Raw genomic sequence first — 24,390 nt, forward strand, 5'->3', positions numbered from 1 at the left:
TCGACCGCAAACGCTGAGCAACCTCAGGCGGACGCCGGACAGTCACCGGCTGAATCTGCACCGGTCGATCCGCGCAAAGCCGCCGTTGAAGCGGCAATAGCCCGCGCCAAAGCGCGCAAGCTCGCGCAGAGCCAGTCCGCAGAATCGACCGCAAACGCTGAGCAACCTCAGGCGGACGCCGGACAGTCACCGGCTGAATCTGCACCGGTCGATCCGCGCAAAGCCGCCGTTGAAGCGGCGATTGCCCGCGCCAAAGCGCGTAAGCTCGCGCAGATCCAGTCCGCAGAATCGACCGCAAACGCTGAGCAACCACAGGTGGACGCCGGACAGTCACCAGCTGAATCTGCACCGGTCGATCCGCGCAAAGCCGCCGTTGAAGCAGCGATTGCCCGCGCCAAAGCGCGCAAATCAGAACAACTACAAGCCGCCACGCAAACTGATGAGGTCTCGTCTTTTGCGCAGGCCGCCAATGACGACCCGCGCAAAGCCGCCGTCGCCGCAGCCATCGCCCGTGTTCAGGCGAAGAAGGCCGCACAGCAAGCCGTTAACGAGGATTAAATGGTTTTCAGAATCGCAAGCTCCCCTTACACCCATAACCAGCGCCAGACCTCACGTATCATGCTGCTGGTTACGCTCGCGGCCGTGCCGGGCATTGCTGCGCAATTGTGGTTTTTCGGTTGGGGGACGCTGATACAGCTCATTCTCGCCATTATCAGCGCACTGGCTGCCGAAGCGCTGGTACTGAAATTACGCAAGCAGAACGTTAGCGCGATCCTGGCGGACAACTCTGCCCTGTTAACCGGTCTGCTGCTGGCTATCAGTATTCCCTCTTTCGCCCCGTGGTGGATGGTGGTGCTTGGCACCGTGTTCGCTGTAGTTATCGCCAAGCAGCTTTACGGCGGTTTAGGCCACAACCCGTTTAACCCGGCAATGATTGGCTATGTGGTGCTGTTAATCTCCTTCCCGGTGCAGATGACCAGCTGGCTGCCGCCGTATGAAATCGCACGCACCGTTCCCGGCTTTATCGATGCGTTACAGGTTATTTTCACCGGTCACACTGCCGCTGGCGCAAATATGGAAACGCTGCGCATTGGTATCGATGGGGTCAGCCAGGCGACGCCGCTCGACACCTTTAAAACTTCATTGCATGCCGGGCACAGCGTCGAGCAGATCCTGCGCTCCCCTATCTATAGCGGCGTGCTGGCTGGTGCGGGCTGGCAGTGGGTTAACCTCGGCTATCTGGCAGGTGGTCTGTTCCTGCTGTGGCAGAAAACCATTCGCTGGCATATCCCGGTAAGCTTCCTGCTGACTCTGGCGATTTGCGCCACACTCGGCTGGGTTTTCGCCCCGCAGTCGCTGGCTGCGCCGCAATTGCATCTGTTCTCTGGCGCGACCATGCTCGGTGCATTTTTCATTCTGACCGATCCGGTTACCGCCTCGACCACCAACAAAGGCCGGCTGATTTTTGGCGCGCTGGCAGGCGTGCTGGTGTGGCTTATCCGCAGTTTTGGCGGCTACCCGGATGGCGTGGCCTTTGCCGTATTACTGGCAAATATTACCGTGCCGTTGATTGATTACTACACGCGTCCGCGCGTGTACGGGCATCGTTAAGGAGCCGCCATGCTAAAGACAATGCGTAAACATGGCGTGACGCTGGCGCTGTTCGCCGCGGGTTCTACCGGGCTGACCGCCGCTATAGACCAAATGACCAAAACAACGATTGCCGACCAGGCCGCGCTACAACAAAAAGCGCTGTTTGATCAGGTGATCCCGGGCGACAGCTATAATAACTCGCTGCAACAGAGCTGTTTTCTGGTCAGCGATCCGGCGCTTGGCAAAGGACAACACCATGTATGGATCGCCAAAAAAGATGACAAGCCGGTTGCTGCTGTCCTTGAAGCGACCGCACCGGACGGTTACTCAGGCGCCATCCAGCTGCTTGTCGGCGCAGATTTCAGCGGCACGGTGCTGGGTGTGCGGGTGACGGAGCACCATGAAACCCCGGGTCTCGGCGATAAGATTGAGCTGCGAATTTCTGACTGGATCACCCATTTCGCCGGGAAGCGGATTGACGGCGCGGCCGATAGCCACTTTGCGGTGAAAAAAGATGGCGGTGATTTTGATCAGTTTACCGGTGCGACCATTACGCCGCGCGCGGTCGTTAACGCGGTGAAACGGACCGGCCTGTACGCGATGACACTACCGGAACAGCTTTCCCGTTTACCGGGTTGTGGAGAGTAAGCGATGAGCGAAGTGAAAGAGGTTATTGTTCAGGGACTGTGGAAAAACAACTCTGCCCTGGTACAGCTACTGGGTATGTGTCCGCTGCTGGCGGTCACGTCCACTGCCACCAACGCGCTGGGTCTGGGGCTGGCGACAACGCTCGTACTCACCCTGACCAACCTGTTTATCTCGCTCCTGCGCCGCTGGACGCCGGATGAGATCCGCATCCCTATTTACGTGATGATCATCGCCTCGGTGGTCAGCGCGGTACAAATGCTGATCAACGCTTATGCGTTCGGGCTTTACCAGTCACTGGGCATTTTTATTCCGCTGATCGTCACCAACTGTATCGTGGTGGGACGTGCTGAAGCGTTTGCGGCCAAAAAAGGCCCGGCACTTTCAGCACTCGATGGTTTCTCTATTGGTATGGGTGCAACCTGCGCCATGTTCGTCCTGGGTTCCCTGCGCGAGATCCTCGGTAACGGTACGCTGTTTGATGGCGCGGATGGCCTGTTAGGCGGCTGGGCGAAGGCGCTGCGCATAGAAGTGTTCCACACCGATTCCCCGTTCCTGCTGGCGATGTTGCCGCCGGGCGCGTTTATTGGCCTCGGCATGATGCTGGCGGTGAAATACCTTATCGATCAGAAAATGAAAAAACGCCGTGAAGCGGCGGCGACTGCGGAAAACGACAGCACTCAGGCCGCGCCCGGGAAGGCATAATGAATAAAGCAAAACGACTGGAAATTTTAACCCGCTTACGGGAAAACAACCCGCACCCGACTACCGAGCTGAATTTCACCTCACCGTTTGAGTTGCTGATCGCCGTACTGCTCTCCGCGCAGGCCACCGATGTCAGCGTCAATAAAGCGACAGCCCTGCTCTACCCGGTGGCAAACACGCCCAAAGCGATGCTGGAGCTGGGCGTTGAGGGCGTGAAGCAGTACATCAAAACCATCGGCTTGTTTAACAGCAAAGCGGAGAATGTCATCAAGACATGCCGTATTTTGCTGGAAAAACACAATGGCGAAGTGCCGGAAGACAGAGCCGCGCTGGAAGCGCTGCCGGGCGTCGGGCGCAAAACCGCCAATGTGGTACTTAACACCGCGTTTGGCTGGCCAACCATCGCCGTGGATACGCATATTTTTCGCGTCTCTAACCGCACACGTTTCGCGCCGGGTAAAAACGTTGAGGAAGTGGAAGAGAAGCTTTTGAAAGTGGTACCCGCTGAATTTAAAGTCGATTGCCACCACTGGCTGATCCTGCACGGGCGATACACCTGCATCGCCCGTAAGCCGCGCTGCGGCTCCTGCATTATCGAAGATCTGTGCGAGTACGACAGTAAAGTCGATAGTTAACGTCGTCAGAACGGGCGCAGCACCGCCAGCAGAATTATCACCACCACAGCGACAACAGTAATGGTGGTTGCATTACGCAAAGCGCCCATCCCCTTCACCGCTTCACCTGCCGCGATGCGACGCAGCGTGGCAGAGAGAAAACCGTGCAGGCCTGAAAGCAGCAACACTACCACCACCTTGATTATCAGCCACAGATGCGGCATTTGACCGTGCGCAACCACCATTACCGCACCAGCAACCCACAGCAGCACCATTGCAGGCGTGGTGATTTTCCGGCTCCAGCGCCGGACATCGCCCGCCAACGCGACACGCGCGGTGTTATTTTCTTGTGTGGCGCACCAGCCGGCAACAACCGCCATAACCAGCATTCCGCCTATCCAGACGATGGCCGCCGCGATATGTAACGCGTTGAGCCATGGATGAAAGTTCATAGTTTGACTCCAGTGTAATAAAGACTGCGGCAAGTCTGACAGACTCATTGTCTGCTGTCATGGGTTAACACCCTGATAAGTGCGGGCACTCTCCACTTTTCGGCGGTTAGTTATACTCACTTTACCAGGTTTTCCTGTGCATCCTGGTTCGCTACAGATGCAATAGTGCGGCGTACTGTCCCTCCTGTGGAACCAGTCAATCCGCAATGTGCATCGTTGAATGTTTGTTCGATTTTTATCTCTGCCGCAATCGGCTAACCCGTCGGTTACCAGGCAACAAGAGGAACTTATGCAAACCACAACGTTTACTAAAACCCCGTCGGTCACGGTGCTGGATAACCGTGGTCTGGCGGTACGCGACATCGTTTATCACCGCCATCCGGAAACGCCGGACACCACCGATGAGCGCATCACCCGCCATCAGTTTGACGCGCGCGGTTTACCGTCACAGAGTGTCGACCCGCGTCTGTATGCCGCCGGGCGTGCGAACTTTGAATTTACCTGCGATCTGAACGGCACGCCGCTGCGTACGCAGAGCGCGGATGCCGGTACGGTGGTTGTGCTCAGTGACGCTTCCGGGCGGACATTTTTACAGGTCAGCAATATTGGTTCAGGGAATGACCGCACCGCCGCGGTGACCCGCACCTTCCAGTATGAAGATGCAGGCCTGCCGGGGCGGTTGCTCAGCATTACCGAGCAGGGAAAAGTCACTGAACGATTTATCTGGAGTGGGAATTCAGTGGATGAACAGAGCCACAATCTTGCCGGTCAGCTTGTCAGCCACTACGACCCGGCAGGTCTGCTTTCCACGACCAGCCTTTCCCTGAACGGTGTGCCGCTTGCCGTCACCCGCCAGTTACTGCCGGACGATGCCGACGCAGACTGGCAGGGCGCGGATGCTTCCGCGTGGAACGACCTGCTGGCGGGCGAAACTTACTCCACAACCAGCACGGTGGACGCGGCCGGAAATGTCCTCACCACCACCGATGCGAAAGGCAACATCCAGCGCGTGGCCTATGACGTGGCGGGGCTGCTGAAGGGAAGCTGGCTGACGGTGAATGGCGGTTCCGAGCAGATTATCGTGAAATCCCTGACCTGGTCCGCTGCCGGGCAGAAGCTGCGCGAGGAGCACGGCAACGGCGTGGTGACAACATACAGTTATGAAGCCGAAACCCAACGTCTGGTTGGCATTAAAACGGAACGAGTCTCCGCCACAAAAGTGCTGCAGGACCTGCGCTACGAATACGACCCGGTGGGCAATGTGCTGGTGATTACCAGCGATGCCGAGGAGACCCGTTTCTGGCGCAATCAGGAAGTGGTTCCCGAAAATCACTACGCCTACGACAGCCTGTACCAGCTGGTCAGCGCCAGCGGGCGCGAAATGGCCGGTGCGGTACAGCAGAGCAGCAACCTTCCGGCGTATTCCTCTTTTGATGACGCCACGTACACAAACTACACCCGCACTTACACCTACGATAACGCCGGTAATCTGACGAAAATTCAGCACAGCGCCCCGGCGTCCGGCAATAACTACACCACCAGCATCACCGTATCCGACCGCAGTAACCGCGCAGTACTCAGCACACTCACCGAAAATCCGGCCGATGTCGACGCGCTGTTCACTGCCGGTGGTCAGCAGCAACAACTTTTACCGGGGCAGAGCCTGCTGTGGACGGCGCGCCAGGAGCTGCAGCAGGTCACACCCGTCACCCGCGACGGCGCAGCCGACGACCGCGAACGTTACCGCTACGACGCCAGCAGCCAGCGCATCGTCAAAATCACCTCGCAGCTGACCGGCAACAGCACGCAGACCAGACGGGTGGTTTATCTGCCGGGTCTGGAACTGCGCAGCAGCAGCGCGGAAACCCTGCAGGTGATAACCGTCGGTGTTGCCGGGCGCGCGCAGGTGCGGGTGCTGCACTGGGAAAGCGGGCAACCTGCCGGTATCAGTAATGACCAGATTCGCTACAGCTACGACAACCTGACCGGCAGCAGTCTGGAAGTGGACAGCAGTGGCGAACTCATCAGCCAGGAGGAGTATTACCCGTTCGGCGGCACGGCGTTGTTTGCCGCGCGCAGCCAGCTGGAGGCGGATTACAAGACCATCCGCTATTCAGGTAAAGAGCAGGACGCCACCGGGCTCTATTACTACGGCTACCGCTATTATCAGCCGTGGGCGGGACGGTGGCTCTCGGCAGATCCGGCAGGGACGGTGGACGGGCTGAATCTTTTTAAAATGGTCAGGAATAACCCCGTTCGCTATCTGGATAATAATGGTCTGCAACCGTATGAAAATGATGCGAGCATAATCGGCAATATTTTAAGTGAAAGATTCGATGAGGAAATGACGAAGCCAGGACAACAAACGTGGGCCATTTCCACAGAAGCGCCTTTTGAAAGTTTGCAAAAGGTGGTGGCAGATTTAGTTTCCGTGCGACAAGAGCCCGTTTTTATGATGATAGATATGCAGCGATTACAAACAGCTAATACTGGGGTTAAGGCGTTATTTAATAAAAAAGGAAAAATAAGAACTAACCCTGAAACAGAACGGAGGCATATTGAAATAATAAATTTTGCCAAAGAAAAGCAATTGCCAATGATCGACGTTAATTATTTATTTAGCGCGATGAAAGGTTTACCAAAAGGTGAAAGTATCGAAAGCCTAACTAATAAAGTGAAGACTTACAGTAAACTTCGAACGCCCATAGAATCAATGGTTGGCTCATGGAGAATGTTAAAGAAAACAGAGAGTTTATTTGCCCCTGGAATGGATATTCCAGCGGAAGATGTATCAAGAGCTAATGATGCTGGCAGGATAATGACGACCACTCAATTTTTGGCGAAATTCGCCGATAATCCGATAATTTTAATGGGACAACTTGAGGATGTTTGTGTCCGAATGACCGCGATGGATTTATTAAGAATGGGGAAAACTGTGTTGATTAGCCAGGATTTAGTTGTTGATGAGAAAGATCAAAATAATATCAGTGGTATTACCACAGCGAAGGCTGGGTATTGGGATTACCCGGCACAACGTACATCACCAAGTTCGGAATATAAAGGGAGGTTAATTTTATTTACTCAAAAAACAACTGCAAAAAGTCGGGTCTCTGTGATGAAAAAATAATGTACGTTCACCAGCGAATATATTTCGCCGGGATCACTGTTATTTTCAGCAGATGCTACGCATGTAAGCGCTGATAATGTTCAATAAACGCCGCAATGGAGTAACTGTGATTATAGTCGGATTGCAGGTGCAGCCTCAGCGACCAGGATATTCGCCGTGCCACTTCCGCAAGCCGCGCGGACTATAGCTAATCGGCAAGGAACGGATCATTATCACCCTGATCGATAAGTGTTGGGATCGCGTCAGTTTCGTTGCTTTCCAACCGTAGCACAGGCACCCGCGCCGGTGATAAACCAGAGGGCGACTGCACCTGAAACACCGCGTGTTTTTGCTGGGACGTCTCCCGGTAGATGGGCGCGCTTTAGAGGATGGATTTCAGGAATATTCAACCGTGCAAGGAACGTCTTCCGCTCCCGGGCGACTTCGCTGGCTCATTAGTTCTGCTGTCGGAATGGCTGCAAAAAAAGCAGCCATTCCGTTTCGATAAAGTGCGACAGATTTCCGCGGCCCCTTCTCCGATAAAAGTGTGCGTCTCTGGCATGAGCAACGCGTGTGCAAGTAGCAACGTCCGGGATTGAAACTTCCTACACTTAACCCATTTGAGTACCATTTCAGATTATTCAGCGAACTAATCCCCCGGCCTGTTTTTTTTGCGTTGTTTATAATTTAAGCAGTAATTTCCCTCTCCCGGAGCACGCTGTGACGACTTCCCTCTATGTTAAAACCCCGACCGTAGTGGTGCTGAATAATCGTGGTCTGGCGGTGCGTGACATCGTTTATCACCGCCATCCGGAAACGCCGGACACCACCGACGAGCGCATCACCCGCCATCAGTTTGACGCGCGCGGTTTACCATCACAAAGTGCTGACCCGCGCCTGGATGCCGCCGGGCGGGTGAATTTCAGTTATCTCCCCGACCTGAACGGCGCGCCGCTGCGCACGCAAAGTGCCGATGCCGGAACCACGATTGCCCTGAATGACGCCTCCGGGCGGGCGTTTTTGCAGGTCAGCAACATTGGCTCAGGGAATGACCGCAGTGCCGCGGTGACACGCACCTTCCAGTATGAAGAGGCAAGTCTGCCGGGGCGGTTGCTCGGCATTACCGAGCAGGTTGCCGGTGGCAGCGCGCGCATCACGGAGCGGTTTATCCGGGGCGGTCATTCCGCAGATGAACAGAGCTATAACCTTGCCGGCCAGCTGGTCAGCCACTACGACCCGGCAGGTCTGCTTTCCACGACCAGCCTTTCCCTGAACGGTGTGCCGCTTGCCGTCACCCGCCAGTTGCTGCCGGACGATACCGACGCAGACTGGCAGGGTGCGGATGCTTCCGTGTGGAAGGACCTGCTGGCGGGCGAAACTTACACCACGACCAGCACGGTGGACGCCGCCGGGAATGTACTCACCACCACCGATGCCAGAGGCAATATCCAGCGCGTGGCCTATGACGTGGCGGGTCTGCTGAAAGGCAGCTGGCTGACGGTGAATGGCGGTTCTGAGCAAATTATCGTGAAATCCCTGACCTGGTCCGCTGCCGGGCAGAAGCTGCGCGAGGAGCACGGCAACGGCGTGGCGACCACATATTCGTACGAAGCGGAAACCCAGCGGCTGGTGGGCATTAAAACGGAACGTATGACACCGGCAAAAGTGCTGCAGGACCTGCGCTACGAATACGACCCGGTGGGCAATGTGCTGGTGATTACCAGCGATGCCGAGGAGACCCGTTTCTGGCGCAATCAGGAAGTGGTTCCCGAAAATCACTACGCCTACGACAGCCTGTACCAGCTGGTCAGCGCCAGCGGGCGCGAAATGGCCAGCGCGGTACAGCAGAGCAGTAACCTGCCTGATTTCACCTCCTTCGATAACGCCACTTACACGAACTACACCCGCACTTACACCTACGATAACGCCGGTAATCTGACGAAAATCCGGCACAGCGCGCCCGCATCCGGCAACAACTACACCGTGAACATGACCGTATCCGACCGCAGTAACCGCGCGGTGCTCAGCACACTCACCGAAACCCCGGCGGATGTGGAGGCGCTGTTCACTGCCGGTGGCCAGCAGCAACAGCTTTTACCGGGACAGAGCCTGCTGTGGACGGCGCGACAGGAACTTCAGCAGGTCACGCCCGTCACCCGCACAGGCGCAACGGATGACAGCGAACGTTACCGCTACGACGCCGCCAGCCAGCGCATCGTGAAAATCACCGCGCAGCTGACCGGCAACAGCACGCAGACCAGACGGGTGGTTTACCTGCCGGGTCTGGAACTGCACAGCAGCGCCACAGAGGAGTTACAGGTGATAACCGTCGGCGTGGCCGGACGCGCGCAGGTGCGGGTGCTGCACTGGGAAAGCGGGCAGCCTGAAGGCATCAGTAATGACCAGATTCGCTACAGCTACGACAACCTCACCGGCAGCAGCAGTCTGGAAGTGGACAGCAGTGGCGAGCTTATCAGCCAGGAGGAGTATTACCCGTTCGGCGGCACGGCGTTATTCGCCGCGCGCAGCCAGCTGGAGGCGGATTACAAAACGATTCGTTATTCCGGCAAGGAGCAGGATGCAACCGGGCTTTATTACTACGGCTACCGCTACTACCAGCCGTGGGCGGGACGTTGGTTGAGTGCGGATCCGGCGGGTGGCATTGACGGGCTGAATCTGTTTCGCATGGTGCGCAATAACCCTGTGGCATTACATGATCCCGACGGGCTCGTGCCACGGATCGCCTTTTTGAAGGGAAAAAAATTGATGGAAACCGTTGATTATATAGCGAGTAAACAGTTTGGCACCCTGGAAGAGGTTCTCGCTCACCTCAAATTTATGCGACTCAATAATTATGATGAGGAGCGCATCTATACCCACTTCAAGCATTCGCGACAATATACCGGTGCCCCTGCGTCCACTCAGGCCTTCAGCTACCCTGATTTATCTCCTAAAGATCAACAGGCGCTGGACTACATTGCAAACCGGGAAAATTTCTCTCACCTGTTTGTAGAATACAGCGGTGACGAAGGTTTCAGCATCGAGTCGAAAAGTTTGAAAACAGAAAATATTTTCACGAATAAGTTTCTGAAAGACGTGTGGGTATTTGCCCACAACTTCCGGGTGGAACCAGAACCCTATTTCGCGACACATATTGCGCAATATCAATACAAAGTAGCGGCTGAGAACAGCGGTTTTTTAGGCGAGATGCCAAAGAAAATCATCAGAAAAAGCGTGATAAATGAGCAAACACTGAACGAAACAGAAGGATTAACCGGAAAAACCCTGTTTGAGGCGTTTTTTCAGCGAACACCAAATGGTAAATCCACCGCCCGCATACTCGATGCATTCAATCTCATCGCTATCGGAGTAACACGTGAAGAATCGTCGGATGATGACGAAGGACCCTCATTTATCATTGATGTCGTTTATAAAAACAATGTGGTTCAGCAGGCCAGCGCAGTGCAACAGCCGGCGGGGATTGATAAAACGGTTCGCAAAAAAGGGATGGCGCGATTGTTGCCAGGATTCCTGCGCAGAGGACCACGGAGCGAGAAAAATACGCTAGGCATAAATTAAGCAGCAAAAAACGAGTTGAAAGCTTCACGGATCTAATCCACATACCCCGTCACCGGCTGCACGTTTTTTTTCGTGCAGCCAACACGCTGCACGCAGGATTTCGCTGATTTTCCGCCATTACGTTATGTGATAAAGGTCGCATCTCTGCAAAAGAGCTAAAATGGCGAATGATTGCGCACAGATCGTGATATTGAGCAAATAATCGTCCGCTTATGCGTATTTAATAAGTTTATTCCTTTTTTTAGAAGAAAAAAATCCAACTGACGGCAAATTCGGTCGCTATTGCTAACACAATGTTAAAAAAGAGATCAGCGATGTATAGCAAATGGTTGCAGTGCAAACTTTAATCATGTTTTACAAGAGATATGACCAGATTGACTACATAAACCAGCCCAATACACTACCATTTAGCCAAAATAGCGGAACATATGCCTTAATGTGCAATCTAACCCCCGAATTGTAGTAGAAAAATCCACTTTTATTTCAATGATGAAATTTAACTCTGAATAACAAATAAAAACACCGAGCATTGTAATGCCCTGGATCTATGTAACAGAATATGTCAAAAGACTTGCCTGAACGCGCTGGATAGTGAACATTAACCGCCGTTTTCCCCTCCCAATATAACTATAAGCGTGATGAACTCTGGTCATTGCGCGCTGAACACCCCCGTTAATATGGGATGTAAAAAAAGAGGTATATGTGTCAACTGCAAACAAACCAACGGAAAGCGTCAGCCTGAACGCTTTTAAGCAACCGAAAGCGTTTTATCTGATCTTCTCTATCGAGTTATGGGAACGTTTTGGTTACTACGGCCTGCAAGGGATTATGGCTGTTTACCTGGTTAAACAACTGGGTATGTCAGAAGCGGACTCTATTACACTGTTCTCCTCCTTCAGCGCACTGGTTTATGGCCTGGTTGCCATCGGTGGCTGGCTGGGTGACAAAGTACTGGGCACCAAACGCGTAATCATGCTGGGCGCGATCGTGCTGGCCATCGGTTATGCGCTGGTAGCGTGGTCCGGTCATGATGCGAGCATTGTGTACATGGGCATGGCGGCAATTGCCGTGGGTAATGGTCTGTTTAAAGCCAACCCGTCATCCCTGCTCTCCACCTGCTATGCGAAAGACGACCCGCGTCTGGATGGTGCATTTACCATGTACTACATGTCCGTTAACGTCGGTTCGTTCTTCTCCATGCTGGCAACCCCGTGGCTGGCTGCGAAGTTCGGCTGGAGCACTGCGTTTGGTCTGAGCGTGGTGGGTCTGCTGATCACTATCGTTAACTTCGCTTTCTGCAAACGTTGGGTGAAAAACCACGGTTCTAAACCCGATTTCGAACCGCTGCGCGTTGGCTATCTGCTGGCAACCATTGTCGGCATCGTGGCGCTGATTGCTATCGCCACCTGGCTGCTGCACAACCAGGGCATCGCGCGTATGGTGCTGGGCGTTGTGGCGCTGGGTATTATCTGCATCTTCGCCAAAGAGACTTTCGCGCTGAAAGGTGCCGCGCGTCGTAAAATGATCGTCGCCTTTATTTTGATGGTGCAAGCGATTGTCTTCTTCGTACTCTACAGCCAGATGCCGACATCGCTGAACTTCTTTGCTATCCGTAACGTTGAGCACACGCTGTTCGGTATCGCTTTCGAACCTGAGCAGTATCAGGCGCTGAACCCGTTCTGGATCATCATTGGTAGCCCGATTCTGGCCGCTATCTATAACAAAATGGGTGATACGCTGCCGATGCCGCACAAATTCGCTATCGGTATGGTGCTGTGCTCCGGCGCGTTCCTGGTGCTGCCGCTGGGCACGAAATTCGCATCTGATGCGGGTATCGTTTCCGTAAGCTGGCTGATCGCAAGCTATGGTCTGCAAAGTATCGGTGAACTGATGATCTCTGGTCTCGGTCTGGCGATGGTTGCGCAACTGGTGCCGCAGCGTCTGATGGGCTTCATTATGGGAAGCTGGTTCCTGACCACGGCTGGCGCGAACATTATCGCCGGCTATGTGGCTAATCAGATGGCGATCCCGGAAAACGTGACCGATCCGCTGATGTCACTGAACATCTATGGCACCGTGTTCCTGCAAATTGGTATCGCGACAGCGATTATCGCTTTGCTGATGATCGTCACCGCACCGAAGCTGAACCGCATGACGCAGAGCGAAGATACCACTCGCGACACGTCGGAAACCGCTACGGCATAATCGCCGCGGGGAACTCGAATTATTCAGCCGCTAACGCAAGTTAGCGGCTTTTTTTTTATTCTGCCGCGTAATAACCTATGCCGGAAATCAGCCATAAGGAAAAGATAATGAAACTGTTTTACAAGCCGGGCGCCTGCTCTCTCGCCTCACATATTGCTCTGCGTGAGAGCGGAAAAGATGTGGATCTGGTAAGTGTTGATTTGATGAAAAAACGCCTGGAAAACGGCGATGACTTTTTTGCCATCAACCCGAAAGGACAAATCCCGGCGCTGCTGCTGGATGACAACACTCTGATTACCGAAGGCGTGGCGATTATGCAATACGTTGCTGACAGCGCGCCTGAGAGCCAGTTACTGGCACCTGTTGGCACCCTGCCGCGTTACAAAACGCTGGAGTGGCTGAACTTTATCGCAACCGAGCTGCATAAAGGCTTCACCCCGCTGTTTCGCCCGGATACACCGGAAGAGTACAAACCCACCGTACGCGCTTTGCTTGAGAAAAAATTGCACTACGTGAATGAATCCCTGAGCAATAACGCATGGATTAGCGGTGCGAACTTTACCATTGCCGACGGTTATCTGTTCACGGTTCTGCGCTGGGCGCGCGCGGTGAAATTGAATATGGAAGGTCTGTCGAATATTGATGCGTATATGGCGCGTGTTGCCGCTCGCCCTGCGGTGGCGACTGCAATGGCGGCAGAAGGTATTCAGTAAAATGTGAATGCCCGCGTACGCGCTGCTCAGCGGGCATCAATAAAGGCGGGGATCCCCGCCTTTTTTACAGCAATGTCGCGCTAAAAAGATGCTCAGGTTGCGCAATTCTGTCCTGCGCCGCGACCACCTGCAGTTCATACTCCTGCAAATTTTTGGTCGCCAGCATAATTTCATACACTGCCGCCGTTACGTGTTCGAGCGCTTCACGTACGCTCGCCCCCTGCAACAATTTCACCAGTAACAATCCGCTGGTCACATCGCCCACTCCGACAGGCTGACGTGCGCCAAAATCCACCAGCGGACGGCTAATGTGCCAGGCTTCACTGGACGTCACCAGCAACATTTCAAAGCGATCGCCGCTCAGTCCCGCGCGCGCCAGGTGTTTCACCAGCACGATTTGCGGCCCCTGCGCAATCAGCTCGCGTGCCGCAGCCACTGCGTCCTCCACCGTGTGGACCGCATGCTCGCAGAGGATCTCCAGCTCAATCAGATTGGGCGCAATGATATCGCTGGCAGGCAAGGCGTGGCGGACATGAAACTCGGCAACCCCTGGCGCAACGATGCAGCCTTTCTCCGGATGCCCCATGACCGGATCGCAGAAATACTTCGCCTGCGGGTTGGCTGCTTTCACCTGGCGGACGATCCCAAGAATATGCTCTCCCTGCTCTGCCGAACCCAGATAACCACTCAGCACCGCGTCGCAGCGTTTCAGTTGGTCAATTGCCGCAATGCCCTGCACAATTTCGGTCAGATGGGCTGGCGACATAACGCTGCCGGTCCATTTGCCGTACTGGGTATGGTTAGAAAACTGCACCGTGTTCAGCGGCCAGACGTTAGCGCCCAGGCGGCGCATCGGAAACTCGGCGGCACTATTCCCCGCATGACCAAAGACCACATGCGATTGAATGGCGAGGATATTCTTCATTGTTGGTAGCCTTGCAAAAGTGGAACAATAAAAAGAAGGGAGTGATTTCTCACTCCCTTCGGCAGGTCTGTTTTTATTTCCAGCAGATCAAGCAGTAGTTTTTCTTACCGCGGCGCAACAGCGTGTAGCGGCCGAACAGGCGATCGCCATCAGTGAAGAAATACTCCGGATCGGATTGTTTTTCGCCGTTGATGGTAACAGCGTTAGACGCGATGGTTTTACGCGCCTGGCCGCGGGACGGCTGCAGCTCCGAATCCACCAGCGCCTGCATCAGATCGGCACCTTTTTCCATCTCAACCATCGGTACACCATCCTGCGCCAGCTGTTCAAAATCGGCTTCGCTCAAATCACTCAGCGTACCGTTGAACAGGCTTTCAGTGATGCGTTTAGCGGCGGTTAAACCCTCTTCGCCGTGAACCAGACGCGTCACCTGCTCAGCCAGCACATATTGCGCACGCGGCGCTTTACCGCTGTTTTTGTCTTCTTCTTCCAGCGCGTTAATTTCCGCGATGTCCATAAAGGTGAAGAACTTCAGGAAGCGGTAAACATCCGCGTCGGCGGTGTTGATCCAGAACTGGTAGAATTTATACGGACTGGTTTTCTTCGGATCGAGCCACACCGCGCCGCCTTCGGTTTTACCAAATTTGGTGCCATCGGCTTTGGTGATCAGCGGAACCGTCAGGCCAAAGACCTGATTTTGGTGCAGGCGGCGAGTCAGATCGATACCCGACGTGATGTTACCCCACTGGTCGGAGCCGCCAATTTGCAGCACGACATTATGCAGTTCGTTCAGGCAGGCAAAGTCGTAACCCTGCAGCAGGTTGTAGGAAAACTCGGTGAACGAGATGCCGACATCATCGCGGTTCAGGCGCTGCTTGACCGCTTCTTTGTTAATCATCTGGTTAACAGAGAAGTGTTTACCGATATCGCGCAGGAAGGTCAGCACGTTCATGCTGCCAAACCAGTCGTAGTTATTTGCAGCGATAGCGGAGTTGTCGCCACAGTCGAAATCGAGGAACGGTGCAACCTGTTTGCGGATTTTATCCACCCACTCCTGCACGGTGTCTTCAGTGTTCAGTTTACGCTCAGTGGCTTTAAAACTCGGGTCGCCAATCAGACCGGTCGCGCCACCCACCAGCGCTACTGGCTTGTGGCCAGCCTGCTGGAAGCGTTTCAGGCATAACAATGGAACCAGATGCCCCAAATGCAAGCTGTCAGCGGTGGGATCGAAGCCGCAATAGAGCGCGATCGGGCCCTGCGCCAGTCGCTCTGCTAACGCTTCCTCATCCGTCACCTGAGCCACGAGGCCCCGCTCTTGCAATTGTTTAATCAAGTTACTGCTTGCCATCAAAATCTCCATGTATAAAACGGACTGCACCTTTGCCGGTACACGACTTTTCGCCAGATGCGAAAGGATACTTCATGGGGGGCAGATAGAATAAAGCGCCGGAACACGGAGTGCCAGCGCTTATAGCAACATTTTTCAGGGTTTACGGCGCGAGGCGGTCAATTTTCCACGCATCATTCTCGCGCTGGTATAAAAAACGGTCATGCAGGCGATTGGCACCGCCTTGCCAGAACTCCATCTGGTCAATACTGACGCGATAGCCGCCCCAGAAACTGGGTAACGGGATTTCGCCCTGCTGGAACTTTTGCTTCAGTTCAAGGAACTTGCTTTCCAGAATGCCGCGCGCAGAGATGCGGCTCGATTGTTTCGATACCCAGGCGCCGATTTGGCTGTCACGCGGGCGGCTGTGGAAATACTTCATCACTTCGAGCGTTGAAAGCCGTTCCGCTTTGCCGGTGACCATCACCTGCCGTTCCAGCATATGCCATGGGAACAGCAGACTGACAGCAGGGTTGTTTTCGATGTGATGCGCCTTCCGGCTGCCAAGGTTGGTATAGAACACCAGCCCTTTTTCATCATAATGCTTGAGCAATACGATGCGCTGGTAAGGTTGGCCGGTCTCATCCACTGTCGCGACAACCATTGCGGTAGGATCGGCAAGCTGGGCTTCACAGGCCTGCCCCAGCCAGCGTTCAAATAATGCCAACGGTTCGGCGGGAAGGTCGCCACGACGCAGACCACCTTTGGTGTATTCACGGCGCAGATGCGCGATTTGCTGCAATTGATCGTTATCAGACATGGCGTTAGCGAAAGTAATCATCAGGTGGGGCTATTATGCGCCCCCCTGTGAAAATCTCAACGCTGCGGAATAAGCTGGCAATTATTCAGTACGATGCGATCGCGCTTGTAGACGGTCGCACTCTCACCCTTCGACCAGAAAACGTAGACGCCATCCGTGTAACGTGCGCCGGAGGCTGAAAGCCCTTGCTGTAAGGTCAGCAATTTATCATCCCAGACAAAACTCGCCTGCTGACGGGTATTATTAATTTTCACGGTGAGCGGTTTTTCGTCGCACTGGTAAACCAGCGTATCGGTATGCATGCGTTCTACTAACTGATTGTAATAGCTGCATCCGGCAAGCAGTGCGGGCAGACAGGCGATGACTATTTTTTTCATAGAGTATTCCCGGGACGGTCCTGGTCACGGAGGGCGAAACGCCCTCCCTAAGCCTGGTCAGTCTAGCCCGGTGCAACTAAAGTGAAATGCGGTTAACTCTGATTCTGCCGCGGGTTAGCAGGGTAAATCGCGCCGAGCACCGAGGCAGCGGACGCGCCGGTGACTGAGGGCAGATTGCCAGGCAGTCCGGCCAGAGTTCGCCACGCAAGCCAGGCAAACGCCAGCGCTTCCATATCGTCGCCGCTGATACCGGCTTCATCCGTGGTAGTGACTTCTGTACCTGGCAAAAGCCCCGCCAGACGCGCCATGACCAGCGGATTTCGACTCCCCCCACCGCAGACCAGCAGGCGTTCACAACCGCCACTGAGCAGCACCTGCTCGGAAATTGTCACCGCCGTCAATTCAGCCAGCGTGGCCTGCACATCGCTGGCGCTTAACCCCGGGAAGTGAGCCAGGTGGCGTTCCAGCCAGCTGTAGTTAAAGTATTCACGACCGGTGCTTTTCGGTGCAGGCGTGGCAAAGTAGGCATCGCTTAGCATGTTTTGCAGGAGCGGCAGCACCACTTTGCCTTCGCTCGCCCACTGCGCATCTTTGTCGTAGGGTTTGCCTTTTTGCCGCCAAATCCATGCGTCCATGAGCATGTTGCCAGGTCCGGTGTCATAGCCTCTTACCGGCTGGCCGGGGATCAGAAGCGATAAATTGGCGATGCCACCAATGTTGAGCACCATGCGCCGTTCTACCGGGTGCGCCAGCAGTGCATGGTGAAAGGCCGGCACCAGCGGCGCGCCCTGCCCGCCAAGCGCGATATCACGGCGGCGAAAATCACCGACCACCGTCACCCCCGTACGCGCCGCGATATGGTTATTGTCACCAATCTGCAAAGTATGCGGCGCAATGCCTGTCGGCTCATGCCAGACGGTTTGCCCGTGACAGCCAATCGCGACGATATCTTCCGGGTGGAGTTGCTCTCGGTCCATTAGCGCCAGCACCGCGTCGGCAAACAACTTGCCCAGTTGGGTATCCAGCCGCCCCAGTTGCGAAAGTGTAAGTTGCTGTCCCTGGCAAATGCCAAGAATCGCCTCTTTTAACGGCAGCGGAATCGGAAACGTCAGGCTCGCTTGCTGCGCGACCATGGTTTCATCGATTGCCGCCAGCACCACATCAACCCCATCCAGACTTGTTCCAGACATCACCCCAATGTAGCGACCCGATTTCATACGCCTTCCTTTAATGCATGACCGAAGGGCACCACTCCACCATAAAGCGGGGGTTAACGCCATCGGCTGCAAACACTTTTTAACAATCGGATGATTTTCCGTTAAGTGAAATTACGCCGTGCTGCGCTTATAATCGCTTCGTTTAAATCTGGTTAAACTCGCGTTGATTATTATTTTGCCGGGATTTGGCAGAAGATATGACCTGGTATTGCTAAAATGCCATATAATTTAACCATGTCGGATGCCCGCAAGGGCGTTTCATGGTGAACAGGAGATTCATAAATGATGTTACGTGCACTGGCAGTTTCGCTGATTGGTTTTACTTTGGCTGGCTGCGTGAATAACGACACGCTTTCCGGTGATGTCTACTCTGCATCCGAAGCTAAACAGGTGCAGAATGTCACTTACGGCACCATTGTTAACGTCCGTCCGGTACAGATTCAGGGTGGCGACGAAAACAATGTTATCGGCGCGCTTGGCGGTGCAGTGCTGGGTGGTTTCCTTGGCAATACTGTTGGCGGCGGCACGGGACGTTCTCTCGCCACCGCAGCAGGCGCGGTAGCCGGTGGTGTTGCAGGGCAATCCGTCCAGGGTTCACTGAATAAAACGCAGGGTGTTGAGCTGGAAATTCGTAAAGATGATGGCAACACCATTATGGTCGTGCAGAAACAGGGCAACACCCGTTTCTCCGCAGGCCAGCGCGTCGTGATGGCAAGCAACGGTCGTCAGATTACCGTTTCCCCGCGTTAATTCCCGCATTAGGTGGTCACGCCAGTGGCCGCCCTTTCATATTGCCGATACTGAATGTTAATGTAAAAAAGCCTTGCGGATGCAAGGCTTTGCTGGTCAGTCTCGCGACTGAAGCTCATTGATGTTTTGTTCCAGTCGGGCAATCATTTTAATCAACTGATCGAGTTCTTCCGCAGAGATCCCGGAAAGTATTTCCCCCCGGGTTTTACGAATAACCGTCTCCATCTCTTCAATGATTGGGTCCGCTTTTTCTGTCAATTTGATCCGCTTTGCCCGGCGATCGTTGGCGCAGGTCTGGCGAGAAATAAGGCCTTTCTCTTCCAGTTGATCCAGCGTACGCACCAGCGAAGGCTGCTCAATGCCAATCGCTTTTGCCAGTTGAATTTGCGACTGATCGGGCGGCAGCTGATGAATATTATGCAGCGTTACCCAGTGAGTCTGCGTTAATTCCAGAGGTTTCAGGCGATGGTCAATCAAAGCGCGCCAGACGCGCACTAAGCGTGCCAGATCAGAACCTAATGGCGATTCCAATTTCATCTCCTTATAATTAGCTTGCTAAGTTATTATACTCATTTTAGAATAGTTTGCAGTATTTATATTGGTAAAACAAATGTATTGCGGTTCTCGCCGGGGCTTACGCTGAGATTCCACCTGCCTTAGCAACACGCAGTGGTTGGTACTTATCTAATGATAATCATCAATCTGGCGATCCGTTAGGTTGCACAGGACACAAAGTGTGAAGTTGAACTCAAGTTTCCCGAACTTACCCCTGCAAGATCTGATTTTTGGCGCATCGGTCTATTTCCCTCCCGTATTTAAAGTGGTCATGCTGGGCTTTTTGTTCTGGCTTATTACTCATCGCCTGTTGCGCGGGTGGATTTATGCGGGTGATATCTGGCACCCCATCCTGATGGATCTCTCCTTGTTTGTTATTGCGCTGAGCCTCGCCCTCGGCTTGCTAATTGTGTGGTAATTATGCGCCTGAAATCCCTGAAGTATTTTTCTACTCTCCTGGTGCTGGCTGTGGCGATTGTCGCGGCCTGGTGGATGTGGAACTTTTATATGCAGTCCCCCTGGACGCGTGACGGAAAGATCCGCGCTGAGCAGGTCAGTATCACACCGCAGGTCTCAGGCAGCATCAGCGAACTGAAGGTGAAAGATAATCAGTTGGTTAAAGCGGGCGATGTGCTGTTTCGTATTGACGATACGCCTTACCACATTGCCGTACTGAACGCCGAAGCCCAGTTGGCTCGTATGCAAACCGATCTGGCAAAAGCGAATAATGAAGCCAATCGCCGTCGCCATCTCTCACAAAACTACATCTCCGCAGAAGATCTCGATACTGCCAATATTAGTGTTAAAGCCGCGCAGGCAAGCGTTGCGGCAGCGCAGGCACAACTTGCGCAGGCACAATGGCAATTGGCGCAAACAGTAGTTAAGGCACCGGTAGACGGCTGGGTCACCAACCTTTCCACCCGTTCTGGCAATTACGCTACCGCCGGGCAACCGGTTTTCGCGCTGGTCGATAGCCATTCGTTTTATGTGATGGGTTACTTTGAAGAGACCAAGTTGCGCCATATTCATGAAGGGGCAGCAGCGAAAATCGTACTTTATAGTGGAGATGTTACGTTACAGGGTCACGTATCAAGTATTGGTCGCGCGATATATGACCAAAGCGTCGAGACTGACAGCGGGCTGGTTGCCGATATCAAACCGAACGTACCGTGGGTACGGCTGGCGCAGCGTGTGCCGGTACGTATTCAGTTTGATAACCTGCCCGCCGGGCTGACGCTGGTTTCCGGCACCACGTGCACCGTGGCGATTGGCGGTCAGTAATGAAATCGCCTGTCTGGCTCTGGCAAAATCTGCCATGGGTAAAAGCCACGGTCGGGCAGTGGCGCTATGCGCTGCGCAACGGTATCGCGATGTGTCTGGCGCTCACGGTGGCTTATTATCTCGATCTCGATGAACCGTACTGGGCCATGACATCCGCAGCCGTTGTCAGCTTCCCCACCGTCGGCGGCGTGATCAGTAAAAGCCTTGGCCGTATTGCCGGGAGCCTGCTTGGGGCGAGCGCGGCACTGATCATTGCCGGTCAGACACTCAACGATCCGTGGCTGTTTCTGTTCGCCATGGCCACCTGGATTGGCTTTTGTACCTGGGCTTGCGCGCAGTTCACCAATAATGTCGCCTATGCCTTTCAACTGGCGGGTTATACCGCCGCGATTATCGCGTTCGCCATGGTCGATGTGACCGATATTACGGAGCTGTGGGATATTGCTCAGGCGCGCGTGTGCGAAGTGATCCTGGGCATTTTGTGCGGCGGCATGATGATGATGATCCTGCCCGGCAACGCGGACGGAACCACCCTGCTGTCAGCATTGAAAAAAATGCATGCCCGGTTGCTGGAGCATGCAAGCCTTCTGTGGCGGCCAGAAACCACAGACGCTATCCGCACCGCCCATGAGAGCGTTATCGGCCAGATCCTCACCACCAATTTGCTGCGCATTCAGGCGTTCTGGAGCCATTACCGTTTTCGGCGGCAAAACAGTTTGCTTACCTGGTTACTGCACCAACAGTTGCGCATGACCAGTGTGATCTCCAGCCTGCGCAGAATGTTGCTGAACTGGCCCGACGCGCCGGAAAACTTGCGCCCGGTTCTTGAGCAACTGCTCTCTGCGCTTGCTCACCCGCGCGCGGATGCGCTTACCGTCGCACGGATTATCGCCCCGCTCGCGCCCGGAGAAAGCGAGGATTACCGGCACCATGCATTCTGGCAGCGCTTACGCTACTTCTGCCGTTTATACCTCACCAGTAGTCGCTGGCTGGCGCGCGTGGAGAATGCTTCGCCAGTCAGCAGTTATACGCCGCCGCGAAGCCCGGGATTGATGCGTGATACGGATAATGCCGAAGCGCTATGGAGCGGCATTCGTACCTTTTGCGCGCTGAGTCTGGTCGGCGCATGGAGCATCAATACGCAGTGGGAATCGGGCTCGGCGGCGCTGACGCTGGCGGCTATCAGCTGTGTGCTTTACTCCGTCTCACCCGCGCCGTTTAACTCCCTGACACTGCTGTTGCGCACCTTAATTTTGCTGTCGCTGTTCAGCTTTATGGTGAAATTCGGCCTGATGGTGCAAATCAGCGAGCTGGCGGTGTTTCTGCTGTTTCTCTTCCCGCTGTTAACCACCCTGCAATTGTTGAAATTACAAATGCCAAAGCTGGCCGGGTTGTGGGGGCAGTTGATTGTTTTTATGGGCTCGTTTATCGCCGTGACCAATCCACCGGTTTATGACTTTGCGGACTTCTTAAATGATAACCTGGCGAAGATCTCAGGTGTCGCGCTGGCGTGGCTCGCGTTTGCCGTGTTACGTCCGGGCTCAGATGCCCGCAAAAGTCGGCGTCACATTCGCACGCTGCGCCGCAGTTTTGTCGATCAACTTAGCCGCCTGCCACAGCTGAGCGAGCATGAGTTTGAATCGGTGGTTTATCACCACATTAGCCAGTTAAGCCATAGCCAGGACGCGCAAGCACGGCGCTGGTTGCTGCGCTGGGGGGTTGTGTTATTGAATTGCTCGCATGTTGTCTGGCAGCTACGCGACTGGGAAATCCGCTCGGATCCCCTCGCCAAAGTCCGCGAGTTATGCATTGTCTTATTGCGGGATGTGATGAGTGAGCGTGGCGTCCGGCAACGAACGCTTTCTGCCACGCTGACCGAGCTGCAGCGGATTAGCGCGGTGCTGGGTAAACATCACCAGCCGGCCGCGCGGGAGCTGGCCTCGGTTGTCTGGCGCTTATATTGCGCGCTATCGCAGCTGGAGCAAGCCCCGGCAGCCGGAACGCTTACTTAATAACGCCGCAGGCGTAACGTGCGCCGCCACCGCCGAGCGGTTTCGGTTGATCGGACATATTATCGCCGCCCACGTGCACCATCAGCGCTTTGCCTTTCACATCCGCGAGTTTTTTCAGACGCGGCGCCACCACCGGGTCGGTCGCTTTACCGTCATTGTTGACCACCAGCACCGGCAGGTCGCCTAAATGTCCGGCGCCTTCTGGCCCTTCATGCTTGCCGGTATGCTGCGGATCGAGGTGTCCTCCTGCCGCTTCAGCAGCAGAGGCTTTCCCCTCTTTAATCGCAGGCTGGCAACTGCCTTTGGCATGGACGTGAAAACCATGCTCGCCGGGCGGCAGGGCTTTCAGATCGGGCGCAAATTCCAGCCCCTTATCGGTTTCGCTGATTTTTACACTACCAACAGACTGCCCAACGCCCTGCGCAGTGACCAGGTTCATTTCCACTTCTTCACTGGCGGCTTGCGCCCCGGCGCAAACCACGAGCGCCAGCACAGCCAGACTAAAACGCTTCATATGACCTCCTTCGGTCTGTTTTAACCCTGTAAGTTTAAACCAGGGTGGCAGATTTCACCGGGAGGTCATCTGCCCGCGTTATGGCACGTCGTAACCAAGCGCCGCTTTGCGAATACGGAACCACTGCTGGCGCGTCATCTGAAGGTTCAGTGCCCCCAGCGCCGAACGCACGCGCTCAATTTTACCCGAGCCAATAATGGGCAGCGGCGCAGACGGCAGACGCATCACCCAGGCATAGACCACCTGTTCGATGGTTTCGGCATTCAGTTCCTGCGCAACGCGCGCCAGTTCATCACGTAGCGGCTGGAACGCAGCATCGTTAAACAGACGCCCGCCGCCGAGACATGACCATGCCATCGGGCGGATGCGCAGCTGTTGCAGTTGATCCAGCGTACCATCCAGCAGTAGCGGCTGGTGAACCGGCGAGATCTCGACCTGGTTGGTCGCCAGCGTAAATGGCAGGCGTGACTGCAACAGAGAGAACTGAGCGGGTGTGAAGTTAGAAACGCCAAAGTGGCGCACTTTTCCGCTCTGATGCAAATGCAGAAATGCTTCCGCCACCTCATCGGCGTCCATCAACGGATCGGGACGGTGGATCAATAACAAATCAAGGTGATCGGTGGCAAGATTCACCAGCGACTGTTCGGCACTGCGAATAATGTGGTCGCGTTCAGTAATGTAATGACCCAGCGCATGTTCCGGTTTCGCGGTGGTGGCGATGCCACATTTGCTGACAATCTCCATGCGGGCACGCAGATGCGGAGCGAGCTTGAGCGCTTCGCCAAACGCGGCTTCACACAGATAACCGCCGTAAATATCCGCGTGATCAACGGTAGTCACACCGAGATCAAGATGAGACTCAATGAAGCTAACCAGCTGCTGCGCGGACATGTTCCAGTCCATTAAACGCCAGTAGCCCATCACAAAACGGGAGAACTCCGGGCCTTGCGGCGCGAGGGCAATACGTTGAACCATAATGATTTCCTCGAAGGTAATTTGC

Annotated in this window: 22 protein-coding genes (1 of these 22 cut by a window edge); 13 read left to right on the forward strand and 9 right to left on the reverse strand. The window is 54.6% G+C overall.

The window, feature by feature from the left end; genetic code table 11:
• The 5 genes in view from rsxC to nth are tightly spaced (at most 9 nt apart) and all read left to right on the forward strand, a layout consistent with a single transcriptional unit that may run on beyond the window.
• Window positions 1-558 carry the 3' portion of an electron transport complex subunit RsxC gene (gene rsxC, locus DFO56_RS06220; RefSeq protein ID WP_114413841.1) on the forward strand. Its footprint begins 2,139 nt before the window's first position, so the window shows 558 of its 2,697 coding nt (coding positions 2,140-2,697); its start codon lies off the left edge, out of view; the stop codon is at window positions 556-558.
• Window positions 559-1,611 carry an electron transport complex subunit RsxD gene (gene rsxD / locus DFO56_RS06225; RefSeq protein WP_045513452.1) on the forward strand — a complete coding sequence of 351 codons (1,053 nt, stop codon included), beginning with the start codon at window positions 559-561 and terminating at the stop codon, window positions 1,609-1,611. It abuts the gene before it with no gap.
• Window positions 1,612-1,620: 9 nt separating this feature from the next.
• The gene (gene rsxG / locus DFO56_RS06230; protein ID WP_044489371.1) at window positions 1,621-2,241 is read left to right on the forward strand and encodes an electron transport complex subunit RsxG; all 621 of its coding nucleotides are present in this window, start codon (window positions 1,621-1,623) and stop codon (window positions 2,239-2,241) included.
• A gap of 3 nt (window positions 2,242-2,244) precedes the next feature.
• Entirely contained in the window at window positions 2,245-2,943 is a 699-nt protein-coding gene (locus DFO56_RS06235; RefSeq protein ID WP_016496271.1) for an electron transport complex subunit E, read from the forward strand.
• Window positions 2,943-3,578, forward strand: a complete 636-nt coding sequence (nth, locus tag DFO56_RS06240; protein ID WP_016496272.1) for an endonuclease III — start codon at window positions 2,943-2,945, stop codon at window positions 3,576-3,578. The genes DFO56_RS06235 and nth overlap by 1 nt, the downstream gene beginning before the upstream one ends.
• Window positions 3,579-3,583: 5 nt before the next feature.
• Here the strand turns inward: nth and DFO56_RS06245 are convergent, their stop codons facing one another.
• Window positions 3,584-4,009, reverse strand: coding sequence for a CopD family protein (locus DFO56_RS06245; protein ID WP_045513455.1), 426 nt, complete (start codon window positions 4,007-4,009; stop codon window positions 3,584-3,586).
• Window positions 4,010-4,298: 289 nt separating this feature from the next.
• Here DFO56_RS06245 and DFO56_RS06250 point away from each other — a divergent pair, with 289 nt between their 5' ends.
• The 4 genes from DFO56_RS06250 (at window position 4,299) to gstA (ending at window position 13,612) form a co-directional block, all read left to right on the forward strand.
• Window positions 4,299-7,136 (forward strand): RHS repeat domain-containing protein, encoded by a 2,838-nt coding sequence (locus tag DFO56_RS06250; RefSeq protein WP_114413842.1) that lies wholly within the window; start codon window positions 4,299-4,301, stop codon window positions 7,134-7,136.
• Between the two features lie 699 nt (window positions 7,137-7,835).
• Entirely contained in the window at window positions 7,836-10,694 is a 2,859-nt protein-coding gene (locus DFO56_RS06260; protein ID WP_114413843.1) for an RHS repeat domain-containing protein, read from the forward strand.
• Window positions 10,695-11,396: 702 nt separating this feature from the next.
• Complete coding sequence (dtpA, locus tag DFO56_RS06265) at window positions 11,397-12,899, forward strand: dipeptide/tripeptide permease DtpA (protein WP_016496276.1); 1,503 nt, start codon at window positions 11,397-11,399, stop codon at window positions 12,897-12,899.
• Window positions 12,900-13,006: 107 nt separating this feature from the next.
• The gene (gene gstA, locus DFO56_RS06270) at window positions 13,007-13,612 is read left to right on the forward strand and encodes a glutathione transferase GstA (protein WP_045511420.1); all 606 of its coding nucleotides are present in this window, start codon (window positions 13,007-13,009) and stop codon (window positions 13,610-13,612) included.
• 64 nt (window positions 13,613-13,676) lie between these two features.
• On the opposite strand, the gene pdxY is transcribed toward gstA, so the two are convergent.
• The 5 genes from pdxY to anmK all read right to left on the reverse strand — a co-directional run bounded on the left by pdxY (window position 13,677) and on the right by anmK (window position 18,278).
• A complete protein-coding gene (pdxY, locus tag DFO56_RS06275) occupies window positions 13,677-14,537 on the reverse strand; it encodes a pyridoxal kinase PdxY (protein ID WP_045511423.1) in 861 nt (286 codons plus the stop codon).
• A gap of 73 nt (window positions 14,538-14,610) precedes the next feature.
• Window positions 14,611-15,885 carry a tyrosine--tRNA ligase gene (tyrS, locus tag DFO56_RS06280; protein WP_016496279.1) on the reverse strand — a complete coding sequence of 425 codons (1,275 nt, stop codon included), beginning with the start codon at window positions 15,883-15,885 and terminating at the stop codon, window positions 14,611-14,613.
• A gap of 142 nt (window positions 15,886-16,027) precedes the next feature.
• Entirely contained in the window at window positions 16,028-16,684 is a 657-nt protein-coding gene (gene pdxH, locus DFO56_RS06285) for a pyridoxamine 5'-phosphate oxidase (RefSeq protein WP_045511640.1), read from the reverse strand.
• Between the two features lie 56 nt (window positions 16,685-16,740).
• Window positions 16,741-17,061 carry a C-type lysozyme inhibitor gene (gene mliC / locus DFO56_RS06290; RefSeq protein WP_045511426.1) on the reverse strand — a complete coding sequence of 107 codons (321 nt, stop codon included), beginning with the start codon at window positions 17,059-17,061 and terminating at the stop codon, window positions 16,741-16,743.
• 92 nt (window positions 17,062-17,153) lie between these two features.
• Window positions 17,154-18,278: an anhydro-N-acetylmuramic acid kinase gene (gene anmK, locus DFO56_RS06295; RefSeq protein ID WP_016496282.1), complete on the reverse strand. Its 1,125-nt coding sequence runs from the start codon at window positions 18,276-18,278 to the stop codon at window positions 17,154-17,156.
• A 282-nt stretch (window positions 18,279-18,560) separates the two neighbouring features.
• Between anmK and slyB the strand changes: the two genes are divergently transcribed.
• Window positions 18,561-19,028, forward strand: a complete 468-nt coding sequence (gene slyB, locus DFO56_RS06300) for an outer membrane lipoprotein SlyB (RefSeq protein WP_016496283.1) — start codon at window positions 18,561-18,563, stop codon at window positions 19,026-19,028.
• A 96-nt stretch (window positions 19,029-19,124) separates the two neighbouring features.
• On the opposite strand, the gene slyA is transcribed toward slyB, so the two are convergent.
• Window positions 19,125-19,565 carry a transcriptional regulator SlyA gene (slyA, locus tag DFO56_RS06305; RefSeq protein ID WP_016496284.1) on the reverse strand — a complete coding sequence of 147 codons (441 nt, stop codon included), beginning with the start codon at window positions 19,563-19,565 and terminating at the stop codon, window positions 19,125-19,127.
• 199 nt (window positions 19,566-19,764) lie between these two features.
• Between slyA and DFO56_RS06310 the strand changes: the two genes are divergently transcribed.
• Genes DFO56_RS06310 through DFO56_RS06320 form a run of 3 tightly spaced genes read left to right on the forward strand, consistent with a single transcriptional unit; the run spans window position 19,765 to window position 22,876 of the window.
• On the forward strand, window positions 19,765-20,001 hold the full coding sequence (locus tag DFO56_RS06310; protein WP_045511429.1) for a DUF1656 domain-containing protein: 237 nt from the start codon (window positions 19,765-19,767) through the stop codon (window positions 19,999-20,001).
• 2 nt (window positions 20,002-20,003) lie between these two features.
• Window positions 20,004-20,864 (forward strand): HlyD family secretion protein, encoded by an 861-nt coding sequence (locus DFO56_RS06315; RefSeq protein WP_045511433.1) that lies wholly within the window; start codon window positions 20,004-20,006, stop codon window positions 20,862-20,864.
• Complete coding sequence (locus DFO56_RS06320) at window positions 20,864-22,876, forward strand: FUSC family protein (protein WP_045511434.1); 2,013 nt, start codon at window positions 20,864-20,866, stop codon at window positions 22,874-22,876. Before DFO56_RS06315 ends, DFO56_RS06320 begins: the two co-directional genes overlap by 1 nt.
• Here the strand turns inward: DFO56_RS06320 and sodC are convergent.
• Together sodC and DFO56_RS06330 are read right to left on the reverse strand one after the other, a co-directional pair.
• A complete protein-coding gene (sodC, locus tag DFO56_RS06325; RefSeq protein WP_016496288.1) occupies window positions 22,869-23,390 on the reverse strand; it encodes a superoxide dismutase [Cu-Zn] SodC in 522 nt (173 codons plus the stop codon). The two genes, DFO56_RS06320 and sodC, sit on opposite strands and share 8 nt — an antisense overlap.
• A 78-nt stretch (window positions 23,391-23,468) precedes the next feature.
• Entirely contained in the window at window positions 23,469-24,365 is an 897-nt protein-coding gene (locus tag DFO56_RS06330; protein WP_045511437.1) for an aldo/keto reductase family oxidoreductase, read from the reverse strand.
• Window positions 24,366-24,390 lie beyond the last annotated feature (25 nt).

Source organism: Kosakonia sp. AG348 (genome assembly GCF_003337365.1).
Lineage (GTDB): Bacteria > Pseudomonadota > Gammaproteobacteria > Enterobacterales > Enterobacteriaceae > Kosakonia.

What these genes read in the sequence shown, in the direction of transcription:
- rsxD (WP_045513452.1), top strand. Translation starts at nt 559, where the DNA reads ATGGTTTTCAGAATCGCAAGCTCCCCTTACACCCATAACCAGCGCCAG.
- rsxG (WP_044489371.1), top strand. Translation starts at nt 1,621, where the DNA reads ATGCTAAAGACAATGCGTAAACATGGCGTGACGCTGGCGCTGTTCGCC.
- DFO56_RS06235 (WP_016496271.1), top strand. Translation starts at nt 2,245, where the DNA reads ATGAGCGAAGTGAAAGAGGTTATTGTTCAGGGACTGTGGAAAAACAAC.
- nth (WP_016496272.1), top strand. Translation starts at nt 2,943, where the DNA reads ATGAATAAAGCAAAACGACTGGAAATTTTAACCCGCTTACGGGAAAAC.
- DFO56_RS06245 (WP_045513455.1), bottom strand. Translation starts at nt 4,009, where the DNA reads ATGAACTTTCATCCATGGCTCAACGCGTTACATATCGCGGCGGCCATC.
- DFO56_RS06250 (WP_114413842.1), top strand. Translation starts at nt 4,299, where the DNA reads ATGCAAACCACAACGTTTACTAAAACCCCGTCGGTCACGGTGCTGGAT.
- gstA (WP_045511420.1), top strand. Translation starts at nt 13,007, where the DNA reads ATGAAACTGTTTTACAAGCCGGGCGCCTGCTCTCTCGCCTCACATATT.
- pdxY (WP_045511423.1), bottom strand. Translation starts at nt 14,537, where the DNA reads ATGAAGAATATCCTCGCCATTCAATCGCATGTGGTCTTTGGTCATGCG.
- tyrS (WP_016496279.1), bottom strand. Translation starts at nt 15,885, where the DNA reads ATGGCAAGCAGTAACTTGATTAAACAATTGCAAGAGCGGGGCCTCGTG.
- pdxH (WP_045511640.1), bottom strand. Translation starts at nt 16,684, where the DNA reads ATGTCTGATAACGATCAATTGCAGCAAATCGCGCATCTGCGCCGTGAA.
- mliC (WP_045511426.1), bottom strand. Translation starts at nt 17,061, where the DNA reads ATGAAAAAAATAGTCATCGCCTGTCTGCCCGCACTGCTTGCCGGATGC.
- anmK (WP_016496282.1), bottom strand. Translation starts at nt 18,278, where the DNA reads ATGAAATCGGGTCGCTACATTGGGGTGATGTCTGGAACAAGTCTGGAT.
- slyB (WP_016496283.1), top strand. Translation starts at nt 18,561, where the DNA reads ATGATGTTACGTGCACTGGCAGTTTCGCTGATTGGTTTTACTTTGGCT.
- slyA (WP_016496284.1), bottom strand. Translation starts at nt 19,565, where the DNA reads ATGAAATTGGAATCGCCATTAGGTTCTGATCTGGCACGCTTAGTGCGC.
- DFO56_RS06315 (WP_045511433.1), top strand. Translation starts at nt 20,004, where the DNA reads ATGCGCCTGAAATCCCTGAAGTATTTTTCTACTCTCCTGGTGCTGGCT.
- DFO56_RS06320 (WP_045511434.1), top strand. Translation starts at nt 20,864, where the DNA reads ATGAAATCGCCTGTCTGGCTCTGGCAAAATCTGCCATGGGTAAAAGCC.
- sodC (WP_016496288.1), bottom strand. Translation starts at nt 23,390, where the DNA reads ATGAAGCGTTTTAGTCTGGCTGTGCTGGCGCTCGTGGTTTGCGCCGGG.
- DFO56_RS06330 (WP_045511437.1), bottom strand. Translation starts at nt 24,365, where the DNA reads ATGGTTCAACGTATTGCCCTCGCGCCGCAAGGCCCGGAGTTCTCCCGT.